At 68.0% G+C, this 19,161-nt stretch carries 21 protein-coding genes; all 21 read left to right on the top strand.

From position 1 onward, the window contains the following. The first annotated feature begins 37 nt into the window (after nt 1-37). The 21 genes from HBF32_RS15420 to HBF32_RS15320 all read left to right on the top strand — a co-directional run bounded on the left by HBF32_RS15420 (nt 38) and on the right by HBF32_RS15320 (nt 19,013). Nucleotides 38-1,132 carry a flagellar hook-length control protein FliK gene (locus tag HBF32_RS15420; protein ID WP_166700675.1) on the top strand — a complete coding sequence of 365 codons (1,095 nt, stop codon included), beginning with the start codon at nt 38-40 and terminating at the stop codon, nt 1,130-1,132. A gap of 194 nt (nt 1,133-1,326) precedes the next feature. After that, entirely contained in the window at nt 1,327-1,818 is a 492-nt protein-coding gene (locus tag HBF32_RS15415; protein WP_166700674.1) for a flagellar basal body-associated FliL family protein, read from the top strand. Nucleotides 1,819-1,831: 13 nt separating this feature from the next. Then, nucleotides 1,832-2,848 (top strand): flagellar motor switch protein FliM, encoded by a 1,017-nt coding sequence (fliM, locus tag HBF32_RS15410; RefSeq protein WP_166700673.1) that lies wholly within the window; start codon nt 1,832-1,834, stop codon nt 2,846-2,848. Between the two features lie 522 nt (nt 2,849-3,370). Further along, on the top strand, nt 3,371-3,706 hold the full coding sequence (gene fliN, locus HBF32_RS15405; protein WP_166700672.1) for a flagellar motor switch protein FliN: 336 nt from the start codon (nt 3,371-3,373) through the stop codon (nt 3,704-3,706). Nucleotides 3,707-3,711: 5 nt separating this feature from the next. Beyond that, nucleotides 3,712-4,125: a flagellar biosynthetic protein FliO gene (gene fliO, locus HBF32_RS15400; protein ID WP_240148014.1), complete on the top strand. Its 414-nt coding sequence runs from the start codon at nt 3,712-3,714 to the stop codon at nt 4,123-4,125. 116 nt (nt 4,126-4,241) lie between these two features. Next, nucleotides 4,242-4,973 (top strand): flagellar type III secretion system pore protein FliP, encoded by a 732-nt coding sequence (gene fliP / locus HBF32_RS15395; RefSeq protein ID WP_166701086.1) that lies wholly within the window; start codon nt 4,242-4,244, stop codon nt 4,971-4,973. Continuing rightward, a complete protein-coding gene (fliQ, locus tag HBF32_RS15390) occupies nt 4,970-5,239 on the top strand; it encodes a flagellar biosynthesis protein FliQ (protein ID WP_166700671.1) in 270 nt (89 codons plus the stop codon). Before fliP ends, fliQ begins: the two co-directional genes overlap by 4 nt. Further along, nucleotides 5,239-6,006, top strand: coding sequence for a flagellar biosynthetic protein FliR (fliR, locus tag HBF32_RS15385; protein WP_240148013.1), 768 nt, complete (start codon nt 5,239-5,241; stop codon nt 6,004-6,006). The genes fliQ and fliR overlap by 1 nt, the downstream gene beginning before the upstream one ends. 4 nt (nt 6,007-6,010) lie before the next feature. Then, a complete protein-coding gene (gene flhB, locus HBF32_RS15380) occupies nt 6,011-7,153 on the top strand; it encodes a flagellar biosynthesis protein FlhB (protein WP_166700669.1) in 1,143 nt (380 codons plus the stop codon). Between the two features lie 2 nt (nt 7,154-7,155). Beyond that, the gene (gene flhA / locus HBF32_RS15375) at nt 7,156-9,267 is read left to right on the top strand and encodes a flagellar biosynthesis protein FlhA (protein WP_166700668.1); all 2,112 of its coding nucleotides are present in this window, start codon (nt 7,156-7,158) and stop codon (nt 9,265-9,267) included. A 90-nt stretch (nt 9,268-9,357) separates the two neighbouring features. Next, the gene (flhF, locus tag HBF32_RS15370; RefSeq protein WP_166700667.1) at nt 9,358-10,689 is read left to right on the top strand and encodes a flagellar biosynthesis GTPase FlhF; all 1,332 of its coding nucleotides are present in this window, start codon (nt 9,358-9,360) and stop codon (nt 10,687-10,689) included. A 48-nt stretch (nt 10,690-10,737) separates the two neighbouring features. Next, nucleotides 10,738-11,613: a P-loop NTPase gene (locus HBF32_RS15365; protein WP_166700666.1), complete on the top strand. Its 876-nt coding sequence runs from the start codon at nt 10,738-10,740 to the stop codon at nt 11,611-11,613. Beyond that, nucleotides 11,610-12,341: an RNA polymerase sigma factor FliA gene (locus tag HBF32_RS15360; RefSeq protein ID WP_166700665.1), complete on the top strand. Its 732-nt coding sequence runs from the start codon at nt 11,610-11,612 to the stop codon at nt 12,339-12,341. Before HBF32_RS15365 ends, HBF32_RS15360 begins: the two co-directional genes overlap by 4 nt. A 31-nt stretch (nt 12,342-12,372) precedes the next feature. Further along, the gene (cheY, locus tag HBF32_RS15355; protein WP_166700664.1) at nt 12,373-12,774 is read left to right on the top strand and encodes a chemotaxis response regulator CheY; all 402 of its coding nucleotides are present in this window, start codon (nt 12,373-12,375) and stop codon (nt 12,772-12,774) included. A 10-nt stretch (nt 12,775-12,784) separates the two neighbouring features. Next, the gene (locus HBF32_RS15350) at nt 12,785-13,426 is read left to right on the top strand and encodes a protein phosphatase CheZ (RefSeq protein WP_166700663.1); all 642 of its coding nucleotides are present in this window, start codon (nt 12,785-12,787) and stop codon (nt 13,424-13,426) included. Between the two features lie 7 nt (nt 13,427-13,433). Continuing rightward, a complete protein-coding gene (locus tag HBF32_RS15345) occupies nt 13,434-15,464 on the top strand; it encodes a chemotaxis protein CheA (protein WP_166700662.1) in 2,031 nt (676 codons plus the stop codon). A 1-nt stretch (nt 15,465) separates the two neighbouring features. After that, nucleotides 15,466-16,206 (top strand): flagellar motor protein, encoded by a 741-nt coding sequence (locus HBF32_RS15340; protein WP_166700661.1) that lies wholly within the window; start codon nt 15,466-15,468, stop codon nt 16,204-16,206. Beyond that, a complete protein-coding gene (gene motD / locus HBF32_RS15335) occupies nt 16,203-17,207 on the top strand; it encodes a flagellar motor protein MotD (protein WP_166700660.1) in 1,005 nt (334 codons plus the stop codon). The genes HBF32_RS15340 and motD overlap by 4 nt, the downstream gene beginning before the upstream one ends. Next, a complete protein-coding gene (locus HBF32_RS15330; RefSeq protein ID WP_166700659.1) occupies nt 17,207-17,995 on the top strand; it encodes a ParA family protein in 789 nt (262 codons plus the stop codon). The genes motD and HBF32_RS15330 overlap by 1 nt, the downstream gene beginning before the upstream one ends. Beyond that, nucleotides 17,995-18,567, top strand: coding sequence for a chemotaxis protein CheW (locus HBF32_RS15325; RefSeq protein WP_205287763.1), 573 nt, complete (start codon nt 17,995-17,997; stop codon nt 18,565-18,567). Before HBF32_RS15330 ends, HBF32_RS15325 begins: the two co-directional genes overlap by 1 nt. Beyond that, entirely contained in the window at nt 18,564-19,013 is a 450-nt protein-coding gene (locus HBF32_RS15320; protein ID WP_166700657.1) for a chemotaxis protein CheW, read from the top strand. Before HBF32_RS15325 ends, HBF32_RS15320 begins: the two co-directional genes overlap by 4 nt. Nucleotides 19,014-19,161: the final 148 nt, after the last annotated feature.

Genomic DNA, 19,161 nt, shown 5'->3' with positions numbered 1-19,161 from the left:
GCTCCTCCCATCGAACGCATCGAACCGGATCAATCGCATGAACAACGCCACCCTCGCCCTCAACGTCGCCCGCCCCCCCGCGCCGACCACGCCGCCGGTGACGGGGCATGGCCAGGACGACGTGCCGTCCTCGAAGCGCTTCGACGCCGCCCTCGCCGATGCGCGTGCGCCGCGCAAGCCGGCGGAAGGCGCCCCGAAGGACAAGGACGCGCCGCCGCCGGCGAAAGCCGCCGGCGCGAAGGCTGGCGCGAAACAGGACGACAAGTCCGAGAAGCACGACGACGAGTCCGCCGACGATGCCTCGATCGCCACGACGATGCTCTCGCTGATCGGCGTGCCGCCCGCCGTGACAGGGGGTGCCGCCAAGGCATTGGGCGCCGCGAAGGACGCGGCTGTCGGTGCCGCCGGTGCGGGTGCCGGGCTCGGTGTCGCCGGCCCGCTCGCGGGCATCCTTCCCGGTACCGCGGCGGCCGACGCCGAGGCGACGGCCGGCCTCAAGGATGCGACCGCCGCTTCGACCGGCCTCGCAGCCGACGCATTGCCGGCCGGCACCCTTGCGGGTGCGACGGCCACGGCGCCTTCGTTCGTCGCATTGCTCGCGACCCAGGTGGGTGCGAAGGCGGCGAAGGACGACGGCTCCTCCGTCGACGCGGCCAATGCCAGCCCGATGCCGTTCGCGCATGCGCAGGGCGCCGGGCAGGGCGCGCCCAGCGTGCAGCTGCAGGCCACGCAGCCGGCCACGTCGCCGCAATTCGCCCAGGAACTCGGCGAGCAGATCGCGTGGATGGGCTCGGGCCAGGTGAAGGAGGCGCGGATCAAGCTGCATCCGGAAGAACTCGGCAGCATGGACGTTCGCGTCAACGTGGACGGCGGCAAGGTCAATGTGGCCGTCATCGCCCAGCATCCGGCCGCCGTGCACGCCGTGCAGCAGACACTGTCCCAGCTCGACAGCATGCTCGCCCACCATGGCCTTTCGCTCGGTCAGGCCGACGTCGGCCAGCGGCAGGCGGGGCAGGGTGGGGAGGGCGGCAACGGAAACGCATCGGATCAGTCCGGCGATGCCGGTTCGGCCGGCGTCGAAACGATCGCCACCTCGCGCCTCTCCCGCGGCCTCGTCGATGAAGTTGCCTGATGGTGCGCAATCCATGTGGGAGCCGCTTCAGCGGCGATCCCGCGGCAGCGGGCAATCTTGCCGCAAGTCGCCATCGCCGCTGAAGCGGCTCCCACAGAAAAGTACGTCAAACTTCCGACGTTAAAGCTGGCACGACGATTGCACGTCACCTGTAAGCTCAACGCATCCACGCATTCCCAAGAGGTTTACCCCGCATGGCCGCAGCACCCACGGACGCCACCGAAGGCACCCCCAAGAAGAAAAAGAAGGGCAGCCTGCTGCTCATCGGTGCGCTCGTCGTGCTCGTGGCCGGCGGCGCGGGTGGCTGGGTGCTGATGAAGGGTGGCAAGGGCGGCCCCGAGGGCGCCGCGACCGCGGCCAAGTCGAAGCCGGCGATCTACCTGCAGCTCGATCCGGCCTTCGTCGTCAACTTCCAGGACGCCGCCGCCCTGCGCTTCCTCCAGGTCGGCGTGAACGTCATGTCGTACGATCCGGAAGCCATCGCCGCAGCGAAGGAAGCCGATCCGGAGATCCGCAACGCGCTGCTGATGCTCTTTTCGGCGCAGGACGTGAAGAGCCTCTCCGACGTGAAAGGCAAGCAGAAGCTCCAGGCGGCCGCGCTGGCGGAGATCCAGCGGATCCTGCAGCAGAAGATCGGCCGTCCGGGCGTCGACGCCGTCTTCTTCACCAGCTTCATCATGCAGTGAAGGGCTCGCGGCCATGAGCGACATCCTTACCCAGGAAGAAATCGATGCCCTGCTGGCGGGCGTGGAGGGCGGCGCGGTCGAGACCGAGGTCGAGCTTCCGCCCCCCGGCGGCATACTGGACTACGATTTCACCCAGCAGGACCGCATCGTTCGCGGCCGCCTGCCCACGCTGGAAATGGTCAACGACCGTTTCGCCCGCTACTTCCGCGCCAACCTGTTCAACGTGCTGCGCAAGGCGTGCGAGGTGTCGGTCCTCGGCGTGAAGATGACCAAGTTCAACGAGTACGTGCACTCGCTGGCCGTCCCGAGCAACCTCAACCTGATCCGTATCAAGCCGCTGCGCGGTACCGCGCTGATGGTGTTCGAGCCACGCCTGGTCTTCACCGTCATCGACAACTTCTTCGGTGGCGACGGACGCTACCACGCGCGCATCGAGGGCCGCGACTTCACGCCCACCGAGAACCGCGTGATCCAGATCGTGCTGCAGGAAGCCTTTGGCGCCATGGCCGAGGCCTGGGCGCCCGTGCTGAGGATGAACTTCGAGTTCCTGAATTCGGAGATCAACCCGCAGTTCGCGAACATCGTGAGCCCCACCGAGACGGTGGTGGTGTCCCGCTTCCATATCGAACTGGATGGCGGCGGCGGGGAAGTGCACCTGACCTTGCCGTATTCGATGGTGGAGCCGATCCGCGAACTCCTCGACGCGGGCGTACAGAGCGACCGCGCCGAGCGCGACGAGCGCTGGATCCAGAACCTGCACGAGGAAATCCTCGACGCGGAAGTGGAGATCACTTCGATGCTGGCCGAGGCGCGTCTGACCATCGGGGATTTCCTGCACCTGCGCAAGGGCGACGTGATTCCCATCAGCCTCCCTGAGACGGCCACGGTGTTCGCCGAGGACGTGCCGATTTTCCGCGGCCGCATGGCGAACTCCAACGGCAACAAGGCGATCCAGTTCGAGTCGCTGCTGCGGCGGAGCGCGCCCCGGCCGACGCCCGTGCCGACCCAGCCGGTGACCGAGCCGGCGTGAGGTCGAATGCTCCGCCGCGTCGCGGCGGGCTCGCCGCTATAGCGGCTCCTACAGGTCGGCGCCTCCCCCTTCGGGCGCTGCCCCCATTCCGACACGTCCCCCCCCTTTCGACACGCCCCCCCTTCCGACACGTCTCCCCCTTCCGACACGCCCCTCCCTTCCGACACGCCCCTCCCTTCCGACACGCCCCTCCCTTCCGACACGCCCCTCCCTTCCGACACGCCCCTCCCTTCCGACACGCCCCTCCCTTCCGACACGCCCCTTGTAGGAGCCGCTATAGCGGCGAGTCGCCGGCAGGCGGCATGCTCGGGACACCGTCAATGCCCCGTCACGGCGACTAACTGCCGTCGAGCGTCAGGTTTCCGTCTGCCCTCCCGCGTCACCTTCGTCCCGTTCCCGGAGTGGTCGCTCCAAGTGGTTGATGTGATGTGCAAATTGGCTCATCACAGAGCGCCGAGCGCATGGCACGCCGCTTGCTTCAAGAGCCATGCACCGCAGCTCTCGCCCTCTGTAGGAACGGAAATGAACGAAACCACCCTCGACGAACTGGAACCCGGCAGCGACGCTTCGCTGGCTTCCACCATTGGCCTCGGCAACGAAGTGAACCTTGACGTCATCCTCGACGTGCCGGTCACCATGGCCATGGAAGTCGGCCGCACCAAGATCAGCATCCGCAACCTGCTCCAGCTCAACCAGGGCTCGGTGGTCGAACTCGACCGCGCCGCCGGCGAACCCCTCGACGTGTTCGTCAACGGCACCCTCGTCGCCCACGGCGAAGTCGTCGTCATCAACGAGAAATTCGGTATCCGGCTGACCGACGTGATCAGCCCGGCCGAGCGCGTCCGCAAGCTGCGGTGATCCCGATGCGCCGTTTCGCCGCCGCCCTCGCTGGCGGCTTCCTTCCCTGCGCCCTGATGGCGGCCCCGGTCGCCGCGCCCGCCGTCGATTCGGGTGCGGAACTGCTCCGCGTCCTGGTCAGCCTGCTCGGCGTGGTGGCGCTCATCTTCTTCGTCGGCTGGCTCAGCCGTCGTGCCCAGGCGCGCGTGCGTCAGGGCGGCAGGAAGATCCGCGTGATCGAGTCGATGCCGGTGGGCGTCAAGGAAAAGATCGTGTTGCTCGAAGTAGGCGGCACCCAGCTCCTGGTCGGCGCCTCGCCGACGGGTGGCCTGCGCACGCTGCATGTGCTGGACACGCCGGTACAGGACGATCCGGCCGCTCCGGCCGCGCCGACGATTCGCGGTTTTCGCGACGTGCTGGCGCAGTGGAGGCGCCCATGAGGCTCGGGTTTTCCTGGCCCGGCCGCCGTCGTTCCCGCGAAGGCGGGAACCCCGCGCCTTCGTCAGCGCGGCGGAAGTCGCTGGGCTCCTGCCTGCGCAGGAGCGACGTGTGGGTGATGTTGCTGCTCTTCCTGTTTCCCGTCGTTGCTTTCGCCGCCGATCAGACCCAGCCGGGTATTCCTGTGCTGAACGTGCAACCCGGCGCGAACGGCGGCCAGACCTGGTCGCTGTCGATCCAGGTGCTGGCGCTGATGACGGCGCTCACCGCGCTGCCGGCGATCCTGCTCATGATGACCTCGTTCACCCGCATCGTCATCGTGCTGGGATTCCTGCGCCAGGCCCTCGGCACGAACAGCACGCCGCCGAACCAGGTGATCCTCGGCCTCTCGCTGTTCCTCACGCTGTTCGTGATGACGCCGGTGCTCAACAAGGCGTACGACGCGGGCATCAAGCCGTACATGGACGGCCAGATAAACGTACAGGAAGCCCTGCCGCTCGCCGCCGCGCCGTTCCGTCACTTCATGCTCGAGCAGACCCGCGAACCCGACCTCCAGCTGTTCACGAAGCTGGCCGGCGAGCAACCCTATGCCGACAAGGACGCCGTGCCGTATCGCGTCGCGCTGCCGGCCTTCGTGACCAGCGAACTGAAGACCGCGTTCCAGATGGGCTTCCTCCTGTTCATTCCCTTCCTCATCATCGACCTCGTGGTGGCCTCGGTGCTGATGTCGATGGGCATGATGATGGTCTCGCCCATGATCATCTCGCTGCCCTTCAAGATCATGCTGTTCGTGCTGGTCGACGGCTGGACCCTGCTGCTCGGTACCCTGGCGGGGAGCTTCTTCCAGTGACGCCCGAATCGGTCATTGGCTTCGGCCAGCAGGCCCTGCACATCGCGATGCTGATCGGCGCGCCGCTGCTGCTCACGGCGCTCGCCGTGGGTCTCATCATCGGCATGGTGCAGGCGGCCACGCAGATCAACGAACAGACGCTCAGCTTCATCCCGAAGCTGATCTCCATGGCCCTGGTGATGATCGTCGCCGGCCCCTGGATGCTGCGCACGCTGGTGGAATTCACCCGTACGCTCATCGAGAACCTGCCCCAGGCGGTGCGTTGATGCCGATCGATCTCGGCCAGCTCGAAGCCTGGGTCGGCAGCGCATGCTGGGCGTTGGCCCGCATCGCCGGCCTGCTGCTCGTGGCACCGGTGCTGGGCGCCACGACGATTCCGGCCCGGATCCGCATCGGCCTGGCCCTGCTGCTGACGATGGCCCTCGCTCCGCTGGCGCCGCTGGACATCCGTCCGCTGTCCGCGCAGGGCGTGGCGACGCTGGCCCAGCAGGTGCTGGTGGGCGCTTCCCTCGGTTTCGTCCTCAAGCTGGTGTTCGAGGCCGTGTCGTTCGGCGGGCAGATCGTGTCGCAGGCGATGAGCCTCGGCTTCGCGGAGACGGTCAACCCGGGTGTCGGCGGTACCACGCCGGTGCTCAGCCAGTTCTACATGATGTTGGTGACCCTGCTGTTCCTCGTGATGAACGGCCACCTGCAACTCATTTCCCTGCTAGCCGACAGCTTCCGCACGCTGCCGGTAGGCCAGCAGGGGATCGGCGCGGACGGCCTGTGGGGCGTGCTCGGATTCGCCGGCCACCTGTTCACCGGCGCGGTGCGCGTGGCGCTGCCCGCGCTCACCGCCACCCTGGTGGTGAACCTCGGTTTCGGCGCGATCAGCCGGTCCGCACCGTCGATGAACCTGTTCGCGGTGGGCTTCCCCATCACCATCTGCCTCGGCCTGCTGGCCGTGTGGCTCGCCTTGCGCGCCCTGCCGGGCGCGTTCGATTCGCTGCAGACCGACGCGTGGGAAACCATGCGCGGGCTTATCGGGAGGTAGCGCCATGAGCGAAACCGATAAGGAAGACCGCACCGAAGCCCCCAGCGAAAAACGCCTTCGCGAAGCCCGCGAGAAGGGCGACCTGCCGCGTTCGCGCGACCTCTCCACGGCCGTGGTGGTGCTCGCCGGCGTGACGACGATGATCGCCTCGCGCGACCAGATGGCCACGCATGCGGCCAACATCATGCGCGTCGGCCTGCGTTACTCGCGGGACGACCTGTTCGCCGTCGACGGCCTGCGCCATGCCTTGATGACTGCCGCCGCGGAAGGCCTGCGACTGCTCGGTCCGCTGTTCGCCGTGACCATGGTCGCCGCCATCGCCGCACCGGCCCTCATGGGTGGCCTCAATTTCTCCGGCCAGGCGCTTCTTCCGAAATTCGACCGCCTGGACCCGATCAAGGGTTTCTCCCGCCTCGTCTCGCTGAACGGTCTGGTCGAGCTGGGTAAGTCCCTGCTCAAGCTGGCGCTGATCGGCGGTGCCCTGGTCTGGTTCCTGAAGCGCTCCACGCAGGAGATGTACGCCGCAGGCACCGGGCCGGTGGCGAACGGCATCGCCCATGCGCTGGGCATCCTGGGCCACGCTTCGCTCGTCTTCGCCTGCGCCCTCGGCGCCATCGCCCTCGTCGATGCGCCGTGGCAGAAATTCAGCTTCACCAAGAAGATGAAGATGACCAAGCAGGAAGTGAAGGACGAGCACAAGGAAAACGAGGGCAGTCCGGAACTGAAGTCGAAGATCCGCCAGATGCAGCACCAGATGGCGCGGCGCCGGATGATGGAAGACGTGCCGACGGCGGACGTGATCGTGACCAACCCGACCCACTTCGCGGTGGCGCTCAAGTACGACGAAGACCGCATGGGCGCGCCGCGCGTGGTGGCCAAGGGCGTGGACGTGATCGCCCAGCAGATCCGCGACGTGGCCGGCGGCGCGAAGGTGCCGGTGGTCGAAGCCGCGCCGTTGGCACGCGCCTTGTATCACACGACGGAAATCGGACGCGAAATCCCCTCGGCGCTCTATATCGCCGTGGCGCAGATCCTGGCCTACGTGTTCCGGCTGAAGCAGGCGATCGCCGTGGGCGATCTCCCGCCCGATCTCCCGAAGCAGGACATCGACCCTGATCTCATGGGTCCCTACCGCATGGACAACTGACGATGGCAGCCAGCAGCACCACCCTCATGGGCACCTTCCGCCAGATCGGCCGCCGCGGCATCGCGGCGCCGCTGGCGATGCTGGTCATGCTCGGCATGATGATGTTGCCCTTGCCGCCCTTCGTGCTGGACCTGCTGTTCACCTTCAACATCGCGCTGTCGCTGGTGATCCTGCTGGCCACGATGTACGTGATGCGCCCGCTGGAACTGGCCTCGTTCCCCACCGTGGTGTTGTTCGCCACGCTGCTTCGCCTCGCGCTGAACATCGCCTCCACCCGCGTGGTGCTGCTGCATGGTCATAACGGCCCGGGCGCCGCCGGCAAGGTCATCGAGGCCTTCGGCGAGTTCGTCATCGGCGGCAACTTCGCCGTCGGCTTCGTGGTGTTCGCCATCCTCACCATCATCAACTTCGTGGTGGTGACCAAGGGTGCGACCCGCGTCTCCGAGGTGACGGCGCGCTTCACCCTCGACGCCATGCCCGGCAAGCAGATGGCCATCGACGCCGACCTCAACGCCGGCCTGCTGACGCAGGAACAGGCTCGCGAGCGCCGCCAGGAAGTGCGCGAGGAAGCGGATTTCTACGGCTCGATGGACGGTGCGTCCAAGTTCGTCCGCGGCGATGCCACGGCCGGCATGCTGATCCTCGCCATCAACATCATCGGCGGCTTCTTCATCGGCATGCTCCAGCACGGGCTTTCCGCCGCCGAAGCCGCGCGCACCTATACGCTGCTGACGATCGGCGACGGCCTCGTCGCCCAGGTGCCGGGACTCATGCTCTCGATCGCGACGGCGGTGATCGTCACCCGCGTGTCGAAATCGCAGGAAATGGGCAAGCAGGTGATGGGCCAGCTGTTCGGCCAGCCGAAGGCGCTGGCCGTGGCCGCCGCCGTGCTCGGCACCATGGGCCTCATCCCGGGCATGCCGAACCTGCCGTTCCTCATCCTGGCCGCGATCGCCGGCTTCGGTGCGTGGAAGCTCCACCAGCAGCAGATGGATGCCGCCGCCGGCGTCGCCGCCGGCACGGCCGGGCCGGGCACGGAGCTGGCGCTGGAATCGACGCCGCCGGCCGAGCGCCTTGAACTCTCCTGGGAGGACGTGGCCCAGGTCGACACCATCGGCCTGGAAGTGGGTTATCGCCTCATTCCCCTGGTGGACAAGGCACAGGGCGGCGAATTGATGGCGCGGATCAAGTCCGTCCGCCGCAAGCTGTCGCAGGAACTGGGTTTCCTGGTGCCCTCGGTGCACATCCGCGACAACCTCGACCTCGCCCCGCACGGCTACCGCATCTCGCTGATGGGCGTGCCGATGGGCGAGGCGGAAATCCATACCGAGCGCATGCTCGCGATCGACCCGGGCCGCGTGCATGGCACGATCAACGGCATCGCCACGCGCGACCCGGCCTTCGGCCTCGACGCCGTGTGGATCGAGCCGGGCATGCGCGAGCACGCGCAGACCCTCGGTTACACGGTGGTCGATCCGGCCACGGTGATCGCCACGCACCTTTCGCACATCCTGCAGAACCACGCCCACGAGCTCATCGGCCACCAGGACGTGCAGCAGCTGCTCGACCGCCTGGCCCAGCAGACGCCGAAGCTGGTGGAGGACCTCGTGCCGAAGCGCCTGTCGCTCGGCGCCGTGGTCAAGGTGCTGCAAAACCTGCTTGCCGAGCGCGTACCCATCCGCAACTTCCGCGGCATCGTGGAATCGCTGGCCGAGCACGCGGGGCAGAGCCAGGACCCGGGCGTGCTCGCCGCGGCGGTGCGCGTCACCCTCGGCCGACAGATCGTCCAGGAAATCGCCGGTCTGGGCACGGAAGTTCCCGTCATTACTTTGGCGCCGGAACTGGAGCAGATCCTTCTGCAGTCGCTGCAAGGCGGCGGTCCCGCTGGCGCGGCTGTCGAACCGGGGCTCGCCGATCGCCTGCAGCAGAGCGTCGCCGATGCGGCGCGGCGCCAGGAAGCGGCGGGCGAACCGGCTGTCCTGCTGGTCTCGCCGGCGCTTCGTCCCTGGCTTTCGCGCTTCACCCGTCATGTGGCCCAAAACCTGCATGTACTTGCTTACAACGAGGTTCCGGACAACCGACGCGTCAAGCTGGTGACGGCCCTCGGACGGTAAGACATGAACACCCGCGCGGTTGGGGCGCGGACCATCGAACAGGCAGCGCGCTTCGGGATGAGGGCGCCAGGATGAGGAAAGGATAGAGGCATGAAAATCAAACGATTCGTTGCGCCGGATATGCGCCAGGCCATGCGCCAGGTTCGGGACGAGCAGGGGCCGGACGCCGTGATCCTGTCCACCCGCCGGCTCGACGACGGCATCGAGATCATCGCCGCCCTCGACTACGACGAGGCGCTGGTGCGCGAGGCCGGCTTCGGCATCGAGTCGCCGAAGCGCGAGGAAGTCCCGGCGCGCGCCCTCCGCGACGAAGCCGAGCGTGCCGCGCGCATCGACCAGGCCCGCGCCGCCACGGCGGCCGCAGTGGAACGCGCCGCGAAGTCCGGTGCGCCGGCCAGCGCGAATGCGCCGCAGCGCCAGTCCAGCGCCGCGCTGGCCGCGAGCGTGGCCGACGTGGTGCGCGCGGCCACCGTCGTGCCGAACAACGATGCCGCCGTGAACGGCGTGCGCGCCGAGATCAACAACCTGCGCGAGATGCTCGAAGTCCAGCTCTCCACCCTCGCCTGGAACCAGATGGATCGCGAGCAGCCGCTGCGCGCCCGCGTGCTGCGCGAGATGACCCGCCTGGGCATCGACGGCGACGTCGCGCGTGCGCTGTGCGCCGAACTGCCGCCGGGCATGACCTCCGACCAGGCCCGCTACCTGCCGTTGGGGCTGCTCTCGCGCAACATCCGCACCAGCGGACGCCATTTCGACACGGCCGGCGGTGGCGTCACCGCGCTGGTCGGCACCACCGGTGTGGGCAAGACCACCACGATCGCCAAGCTCGCCGCGCGCGCCGTGCTGCGCCATGGCGCCTCGAACGTCGCGTTGATCAGCGCGGACCAGTACCGCATCGGCGCCGGCGCGCAGCTCGAGCATTACGGCCGCTTGCTCGGCGTGCGCGTGTTCAACGCCCACGATGCCACCAGCTTGCGCAATGTGCTCCTCCAGCTGCGCGGCAAGCACACCGTGCTGGTGGACACGGCCGGCCTGGCCGGCAACGACCCCAAGCTGCAGCAGCAGTTCGAGACGCTGCGCGCCACCTCCGACGTGCGCGTCTGCCTGGTGCTCGCGGCCAACGCGCAGGCCCAGGCCATCGACGGCGCCATCCGGGCCTACGCGCCGCTGGCGCCGCAGACCGCCATCCTCACCAAGCTCGACGAGGCGCCGCTCATCGGCGGCGCGCTCTCGGCCCTCATCCGCCACAACATGCCGCTGGACTACACGACGGACGGTCAGCGCGTACCCGAGGACATCGCCTCGGCCGATGCGCGCAAGCTCGTCTGCCTCGCGGCACAGCTGTTGAAGCAGCGCAACGAAGAACCCGACGACGCCTTGCTTGCCGAACGTTTCGGCACGGCTGCGCCGGCCCTGGCTTAAGCGGCCTAACGGACCATAGACAGAAACACACGGGCAGTGACTTCCTTCATGAGCACACACGTCGATTCCACCCAGGCCGCCGGACTCAACTGGCTCGCCGACCGTCGCCCCACCCGCAGCATCGCGATCGCCGGTGGAAAGGGTGGCGTGGGCAAGACCACGGTGGCGGTCAACCTCGGCATGGCGCTCGCGATGGGCGGCCGTGATGTCCTCCTGCTCGACGCCGACCTCGCCATGGCGAACATCGACGTCCTGCTCGGCCTGCAGCCCACCCGCCACCTGGGCCACATGCTGGAAGGGGAGTGCCGGATCGAGGACCTCATCCTCGAGGCCGCCCACGGCCTGAAGGTGATTCCGGCCACCTCCGGCGCGCGGCGCATGGCGCAGCTGCCGAACATCGAGCACGCGGCGGTCATCCGGGCCTTCGACGAATACCCGCTGGCGCCGGAGTACCTGATCGTGGACACCGCGGCCGGCATTTCCGACAGTGTGTCCATGTTCGCGGCGGCTTCCGACGAGGTGGTGGTGGTGGTCTGCGACGAGCCGGCCTCGCTCACCGACGCTTACGCCCTGATCAAGGTCATGAGCCGGGAATTCGACGTGAACCGCTTCCGCATCGTGGCCAACATGGTCCGCCACGCCCAGGAGGGCCGCCAGCTGTTCGAGAAGCTGGCGCGGGTGACCAACCGCTTCCTCGACGTGTCCCTGGATTTCATGGGCATGGTCCCGCACGACGAATACCTGCGCCAGGCCATCCGCCGCCAGTCGGCGGTGGTCGACGCCTGGCCGAGCAGCCGGTCCGCGGTCGGATTCAAGAATCTGGCCAGGTCGGTCGATACATGGGGTGAACCCGAGCCCCGGGCACAGGGCCGCATCGGCTTTTTCGCCGAGCGGTCCCACTTGGGAGGAGGGCTGCCACTGTGAGCGTCGCGACCGAATATCTCGAGATCACGCGTATCCCGGCGGATCAACTGGTAAAGACCCACGCGCCGCTGGTGCGCCGTATCGCCTATCACCTGATGGGCAGGCTGCCGCCGAGCGTGGACGCAAACGACCTCATGCAGGCCGGGATGATCGGACTGCTCGAGGCCGCAAGAAATTACTCGCCGACTCGCGCGGCCAGCTTCGAAACCTATGCGGGTATCCGCATACGTGGCGCCATGCTGGACGAACTGCGCAAGACGGACTGGACCCCGCGTTCCGTCCATCGGAAGTTGCGCGAGGTCGCGGAGGTGACGAGGCAGATCGAAAACGAGACGGGTGGCGACGCCGACGACGCGGAAGTGATGAAGCGGCTGGGCATCGACGCCATGGAATACAACCAGATCCTGGCCGACGCGGCGAGCGCGCGGTTGCTGAGCCTGACGGCGCCCGAAGGCGACGAAGGCGCCGCGATCGACGTGGCCGACCCGGATGCCGCGGGTCCGGACGGATTGTTTGAACAGGAAGGCCTGCGCGACGCGCTGGCGCAGTCCATCGACGGGCTGCCCGAGCGCGAAAAGCTGGTCATGTCGCTGTACTACGATGAAGAACTCAACCTGAAGGAAATCGGCGCGGTGCTGGGTGTGAGCGAATCGCGGGTGTGCCAGATCCACGGCCAGGCCCTCATCCGCCTCCGCGCACGCATGTCGGGTTGGAAAGAAAAGCATTGACGAACGCGCAGCAGCAAGGCGGAGAGAAGTTTTGGACAAGAACATGAAGATCCTCGTGGTGGACGATTTCTCCACCATGCGACGCATCGTCAGGAACCTCCTGGTGGAGCTGGGGTTCACCAACACCCTGATCCAGGAGGCCGAGGACGGCAATGCCGCCCTGGCGGTGTTGCGCGCGCAGCCGTTCGACCTGGTGGTCACCGACTGGAACATGCCGAACATGACCGGCATCGACCTGCTCCGCGCGATTCGCGCCGACGCCGCGCTCAAGGCCCTGCCGGTGCTGATGGTCACGGCGGAGAACAACCGCGACCAGATCATCGCCGCCGCGCAGAGCGGCGTGAACGGCTATGTCGTCAAGCCGTTCACCGCGGTCACGCTGAAGGAAAAACTCGACAAGATCTTCGAACGTCTCGCTGCGGCCGCGGGCTAAGGAACGACCCATGAACACGATGCTTTCCACCGGCCACGACGTGGCTCCCGAACTGCGCGAGCTGCTCGACGCAGATGACCCGGCCGCCTTCGAGCAGGCGCTCGACAACCTCCTCCGCACCCGCGAGCAGCACCTGTTCCTGGCCCTGGGTCATCTCGCCCGCGACCTGCACGAATCCGCACGCCGCCTCGCCGCCGACATCTCGCACGACGGTGTGCCGGGCAACATGAGCGACGCGCGCAAGCACCTGCGCGACGTACTCGAGATGAGTTCGCAGGCCGCGCATCGCACGCTCGACTTCAGCGAGAAGCTGCGCCCCCAGGCCCAGGCGCTCGCCCGCCAGGCCGACGAGGTGCTGGTGCTCGACCAGGCCGACCCGGCCTTCGCCGGCAACGCCACGGCGCTGGCCGTGCGCGTGGGCGACTTCGCGCAGAGCTGCGACATCGGCTTCGGCGAAATGGTGGAGGCCCAGTCGTGGCAGGACCTCTCCGGCCAGCGCGTCGCGCAGGTCGAGGCGTTCATGGCCAAGGTCGAATCCTCGCTGGTGGAACTGGTACGCCTGACCGGCTCCCTCGCGGGCGGGGCGGCGCCAGCCGCCGACAAGGTAAGCCAGGACGAAGTGGATCGCCTCCTCAGCGAATTCGGCTTCTGAGCGCCCTATGAGCGTGGAGCTGGACAACGAGCTGCTCAACGTCTTCCTGATCGAGGCACGCGAACTGCTCGAGAGCCTGGGCGAACAGCTCGTGGACCTCGAGTCGTCGCCGGGCGACGTCGACCTGCTGAACGCGGTGTTCCGCGCCTTCCACACCGTGAAGGGCGGCGCGGGCTTCCTCGGCCTGAACCCGATGGTGGAGCTGTGCCATCGCGCCGAGGATCTGCTCAACGAAGCGCGCAACGGGGCCGTCGTGCTCAACGCCGGCTTCATGGACGCGCTGCTGGAGTCGCTCGATCTCCTCAACGACATGATGCGCGCCGCCGACGGTGGCGTGCCGATCGACGCCGCGCCGCGTTCGCTGCTCGACCGCCTGCTGATCCCGGGCCGTGCCGCCTCGGCGCCGCCCGTGGCGCTGGCCGCGCCGATCGCCGCTCCCGCGGCGGCGGTGCCCTCGCGTCCGTACGATCCCATCGAGGACGAATTCGAGGCGATGCTCGACGCCGCGCGCAACGAGCGCGACCCGGCACCCACCTCCTCGGGCACGATCTCCGACGACGAGTTCGAGGCGCTGCTGGATTCGCTCTACGGCACCGGCGCGCCTGGCGCCGAGCCGGATGCCGCCGCCCCCGAGCCGGCGCCGGTGCCCGCACCGGCACCCGCGGCGGCGGCCGGCAACACCATCAGCGACGACGAATTCGAGGCGTTGCTCGACAGCCTTCACGGTGCCGCCGCCCCCGGTGTCGCGGTTGCCGTCGCGCCCGCGGGAACGGACCCGTCCGCGGCGCCTTCGCTCCCGGTATCCGCGCCGGAGCCTGCAAAACCGGCGCCGAAGCCTCAGCCCGAAAAGCGCGCCGCTTCCGCTGCCGAAACTACCGTCCGCGTCGACACGCACCGTCTCGACGGCCTCGTCGACGCAGCCGGCGAACTCGTGCTGGTCCGCAACCGCCTCACCAACCTCGCCCCGCGCGGCACGAACGATCCGATGGAACGCGCCATCGGCGAACTCGAGCGCGTGGCCGAGGACCTGCAGAACGCCGTGCTGCGCATGCGCATGCAGCCGGTGGGCAAGCTGTTCTCGCGTTTCCCGCGCATCGTCCGCGATCTTGCCCGCCAGCTCGGCAAGGAGATCGAGCTGGTCACGGAAGGCGAAGAAACCGATATCGACCGCACCGTGGTGGAAGCACTGGCCGATCCGCTGGTGCACCTGCTGCGCAACTCGGTGGATCACGGCATCGAGATGCCCGACGTGCGCGAGCGCGAGGGGAAGCCGCGCTCCGGCACGGTCCGTCTCGCCGCCGGCCAGTTCGGCGACCGCATCGTCATCACCGTCACCGACGACGGCAAGGGCATGGACCCCGAGGTCCTGCGCCGCAAGGCCGTCGAAAAGGGCCTGATGGACGAGGAGCAGGCGGCGCGCCTCGACGAGCGCGAGTGCTACGAGATCGTCTTCCGTCCGGGCTTCTCCACCGCCAGCCAGGTGTCCGACATCTCCGGGCGCGGTGTCGGCATGGACGTGGTCAAGACGAAGATCGTCGAACTCGGCGGCACGTTGTCCATCGACTCGCGGGTGGGCCACGGCAGCACCGTGCGCCTTTCGGTGCCGCTCACCCTGGCCATCCTGCGCGTGCTCATGGTGCGCGTGGGCAACCGCCTGCTTTCGCTGCCACTGTCCAACGTGGCCGAAGTGTTCGAACTCGTGCCGGGACAGATCCAGGAACTCGACGGTCGCATCGTCGCGTCGCATCGCCAACGTGCGCTGCCCCTCGCGGACCTCGGCCGCTGGGCCGGCGCGGCGGGGAAGGGCGGTCACGTCGTCGTGGTGCAGATCGGCCACCAGACGCTCGGCTGCCTCGTCGACGAAGTGCTCGGTCGCGAGGACGTCATGGCCAAGCCGCTCGGCCCTTTCCTCAAGGACGTGCCCGGCGTGGCCGGGGCCACGATCACCGGCGACGGCCGGATCTCGCTCGTGCTCGATCTCTCCGGTCTTGCCGACGATGGCGGCCAGGTCCTGCCCACGTTGAGGATGGCCGTCTGATATGGATATCGTGAGCGTCGTCGGAACGATCCTGGCCTTCGTGGTCATCATCCTGGGCACCATCCTGAAGGGCTCGAGCCTCGACGCCCTGTGGAATCCGGCCGCGTTCATCATCGTCTTCGTCGGTACCTTCGCGGCCCTGCTCGTGCAGACGCCGGGTACCGTCCTCAAGCGGGCCTGGGGCATGCTGCCCTGGGTCTACCGTCCGCCGGATATCGAGTCCGAAGACCTGGTCAGCCGTATCGTCGGGTGGAGCGAGATCTCGCGCCGCACCGGCCTGCTCGGCCTGGAGCCCGCGATCGAGCGCGAAGGGGATCCCTTCATCCGCAAGGGCCTCCAGTTGCTCGTCGACGGTACCGAACCCGACGCCATGCGTTCCGTCCTCGAGGTGGAAGTGTTCGCGCGCGAGCACAACGACATCGAAGGGGCCAAGGTATTCGAGAACGCCGGCGCGTATTCGCCGACCATGGGCATCATCGGCGCCGTCATGGGCCTTATGTCGGTCATGCAGAACCTCGCCGATCCGAGCAAGCTCGGCCATGGCATCGCGGCGGCCTTCGTCGCCACCATTTACGGTATCGGCCTCGCCAACCTGCTGGCGTTACCGATGGCCTCGCGCCTCAAGGGACTCGCGCGGCGCCGTTCGCAGATGCGCGAGATCCTGGTCGAAGGCCTGGTCTCCATCGCGCAGGGCGACAACCCACGCCACATCGAGAGCAAGCTGCAGGGATTCCTGTCGTGAAGCGCCGCCACCACGAGGAACACATCAATCACGAGCGCTGGGCGATCCCTTACGGGGACCTGATCACCCTGCTGCTCGCGTTGTTCGTCGTGATGTATGCGGTGTCGGCGGTGAACGAGACGAAGTTCCGGGTCATGGCGCAGTCCATCAACGAGGCCTTCAACGGCACCGGCAAGGTGATCGAGCCGATCCGCGAGGCCACGCCTGCCGCCCAGGTGCCGCTGCCGAACCAGTCGCGCGCACCCTCGGCCGCGCCGATCGCGAAGATCGACGTACCCATCCCCCCGCGCAACCTGCCGCTGCCCGGGCACGAGGGCGCGGCACCCGAGCGCCAGGAGACGGCGAGCATCAACACGGCTCCCGCGGCGAACACCTCGATCGGCAAGACCGAGGATGCCAGCCTCAGCCAGATTTCCTCGGAAGTGCAGCGGGCCATGAAGCCGCTGATCGACAAGAGCCTGGTCAGCGTCCGCCAGACGCCCGACTGGCTCGAGATCGAAGTGCGCACGGACATCCTGTTCCCGGTCGGGGTAGCGAAGCTGCAGGCGCCCGCGGAAGAGGTGCTGCGCAAGCTGGCGGGCATCCTCGCGCCGTTTCCGAACGCCATGCGCATCGAGGGTTATACGGACAACACGCCCATCGCGACGACGACCTTCCCCTCGAACTGGGAATTGTCGGCCGCGCGAGCGGCCACGGTTGCGCGCCTGCTGACCATCACCGGGGTCGACCCGCATCGAGTCGGCATCATCGGCTGGGGCGAATTCCGTCCCACCGCGAACAACGCCACGGAAGACGGCCGTAACCGGAATCGCCGCGTGCTGATCGTGGTGATGAGCGACAAGGCTGCCCCGGCGCGTTTCTATAGCGACGCCGATCGCGTCGACCTGGCCGCGAGGCCCGCCGCCTCGGGCGGCTCCGCCCCGACGGCGAGCGCGTCCCGCGGCATCGTGGCGCCCACGGCAGGCGCCGCCCGTTTCGCGCCCACCGCGGAGGCCCGCTGATGCGCGTATGGGCGGTGTCCAACCAGAAGGGTGGCGTCGGCAAGACGACGACAACGGTCGCGCTCGGCAGCCTGCTGGCCGGTGCCGGGAAGCGCACGCTGCTGGTGGACATGGATCCGCACGCGTCGCTGTCCGGCTATGTCGGCGTCGAAGGCGGAGCGCACGGCAGCGTGTACGACCTGTTCGGCGTGGGCGGCAATCCGTTGCCGGTGCGCACGCTCGTGCACGCCACGCAGTGGGACCGTCTGAGCGTGTTGCCGGCCTCCGCCGCCATGATCACGCTCGACCGCCAGCTTGGCACACGGCCCGGCATGGGTCTGGTCCTCAGCCAGGCGCTGGCGGAACTCGCGTCCGATTTCGACAACGTGTTGCTGGACTGCCCGCCGACACTTGGCGTGCTGATGGTCAACGCGCTCGCCGCCAGCGATCGCCTGCTCGTGCCGACGCAGACAGAAGCGCTGGCGCTGGCCGGTCTCGAGCGGATGCTGCGCAGCCTCTCGATGATCGAGCGCTCCCGCGGCAAGCCGATGCCGCGCACCATCGTGCCCACCTTGTACGACGCGCGTACGCACGCATCGCGCGCCTGCCTGGCGCAGCTGCGCGAGCAATACGGCGACGACGTGAGCCAGTCGGTGATTCCCACCGATACCCAGATTCGCGAAGCGAGCGCCGCCGGCGTGCCGCTCGCCGCATGGCCGGCGGCGCGACGTGGCGGACTGGCGTATCGCCAGCTGCTGGACGAACTGCTGGCCATGCCCGTGCCGTCCGTGACGGACGCCGCCGCGTGATGCGCGCCATGCAAGACGCCGAACAGATCGTCGCCGACTACCTCGCCGAACTGCTGACCCCGGTCGTCGCGCCCGTGCAGGCGCCCGCGCCCGAGGTAAAGGTGGTAGCGTTCGAGCCCTGGCGCAACACGCCGACCTCGGCTCCTGCGCGCGAGATGGATTGCCGCTACCTGTTGTGCGTGGCCGCGGGTGTGAAGCTCGCAGTGCCGATGGCGGATGTCACCCACGTGATTCCGATGCCACCGCTGACACCCCCGAATTCGAGCAATCCGATCTGCCTCGGGCGCTGGCGTCATCCGAGCGGGGAGGCGCGTGCCGCCGACCTCGCGGCGATCCTTTCGCCCGACCTGAGCGGCGCTCCGACCGTCACGCTGGTGATCCTCCGCGACCGCACCTGGGCGTTGGCCTGTGTGGTGGACGAAGAGCCCGTGGAACTGTCGACGGACATGATCCAGTGGCGCAGCGGCGCCGCGACGCGTCCCTGGCTGGCGGGCATGTCGCTGGAACCCAAATGCGGCGTGGTCGACGTGACCGCGCTGATCGATTGGCTGGAAAAGGAGCTGGGCCCATGACCCATCCTCAACACGACGCGCAAGGCGCGTGGCTCGGCTTCTCCCTGAAAGGGCAGCGCTACGCGGTGTCGCTCGCCAGCGTGCGCGAGGTGATCCGCCCCGGCGACATCACACCGGTGCCGGGTGCCCCCGACGACGTGCTCGGCATCGTGAACCTGCGCGGCCAGATCGTGCCGGTACTCGACGGCCGCCGCCGCTTCGGGCTGGACGGCGCGATGGAAGAGGGGGCGGAAGACGCACGCCGCGTCATCGTCTTCGACGACAGCGGTGGCGTGGTCGGCATGCGCATCGACGTCATCGGCGACATGCTCACCTTCGACGCCGACGATGTGGCCCCGCCACCCCCGGGCCGCGCCGAACGCCGCGACGACCCCGTGAGTGGCGTCATCACCCGCGAGGACGGCTTCATCGCGCTGGTCGACGTCCAGAAGCTATGCCGCGCCTGACCGACATCGGATAACCCGCTGCGCGGGTTCATGTCTTAAGCGGCTACCGGCCTCCGAACGGTACGAAGAACTTGTAGGAGCGCACCTGGGCGCGACCGGGTGCTCGCGAAAGACATGCATACTGCGCTACCGTGTCCCGCGACCCAAC

This window comes from Luteibacter yeojuensis, assembly GCF_011742875.1.
Taxonomy (GTDB): Bacteria; Pseudomonadota; Gammaproteobacteria; order Xanthomonadales; family Rhodanobacteraceae; genus Luteibacter; species Luteibacter yeojuensis.
The sequence above is the reverse complement of the archived record's forward strand: the minus strand, read 5'-3'. Positions and strand labels throughout refer to the sequence as shown.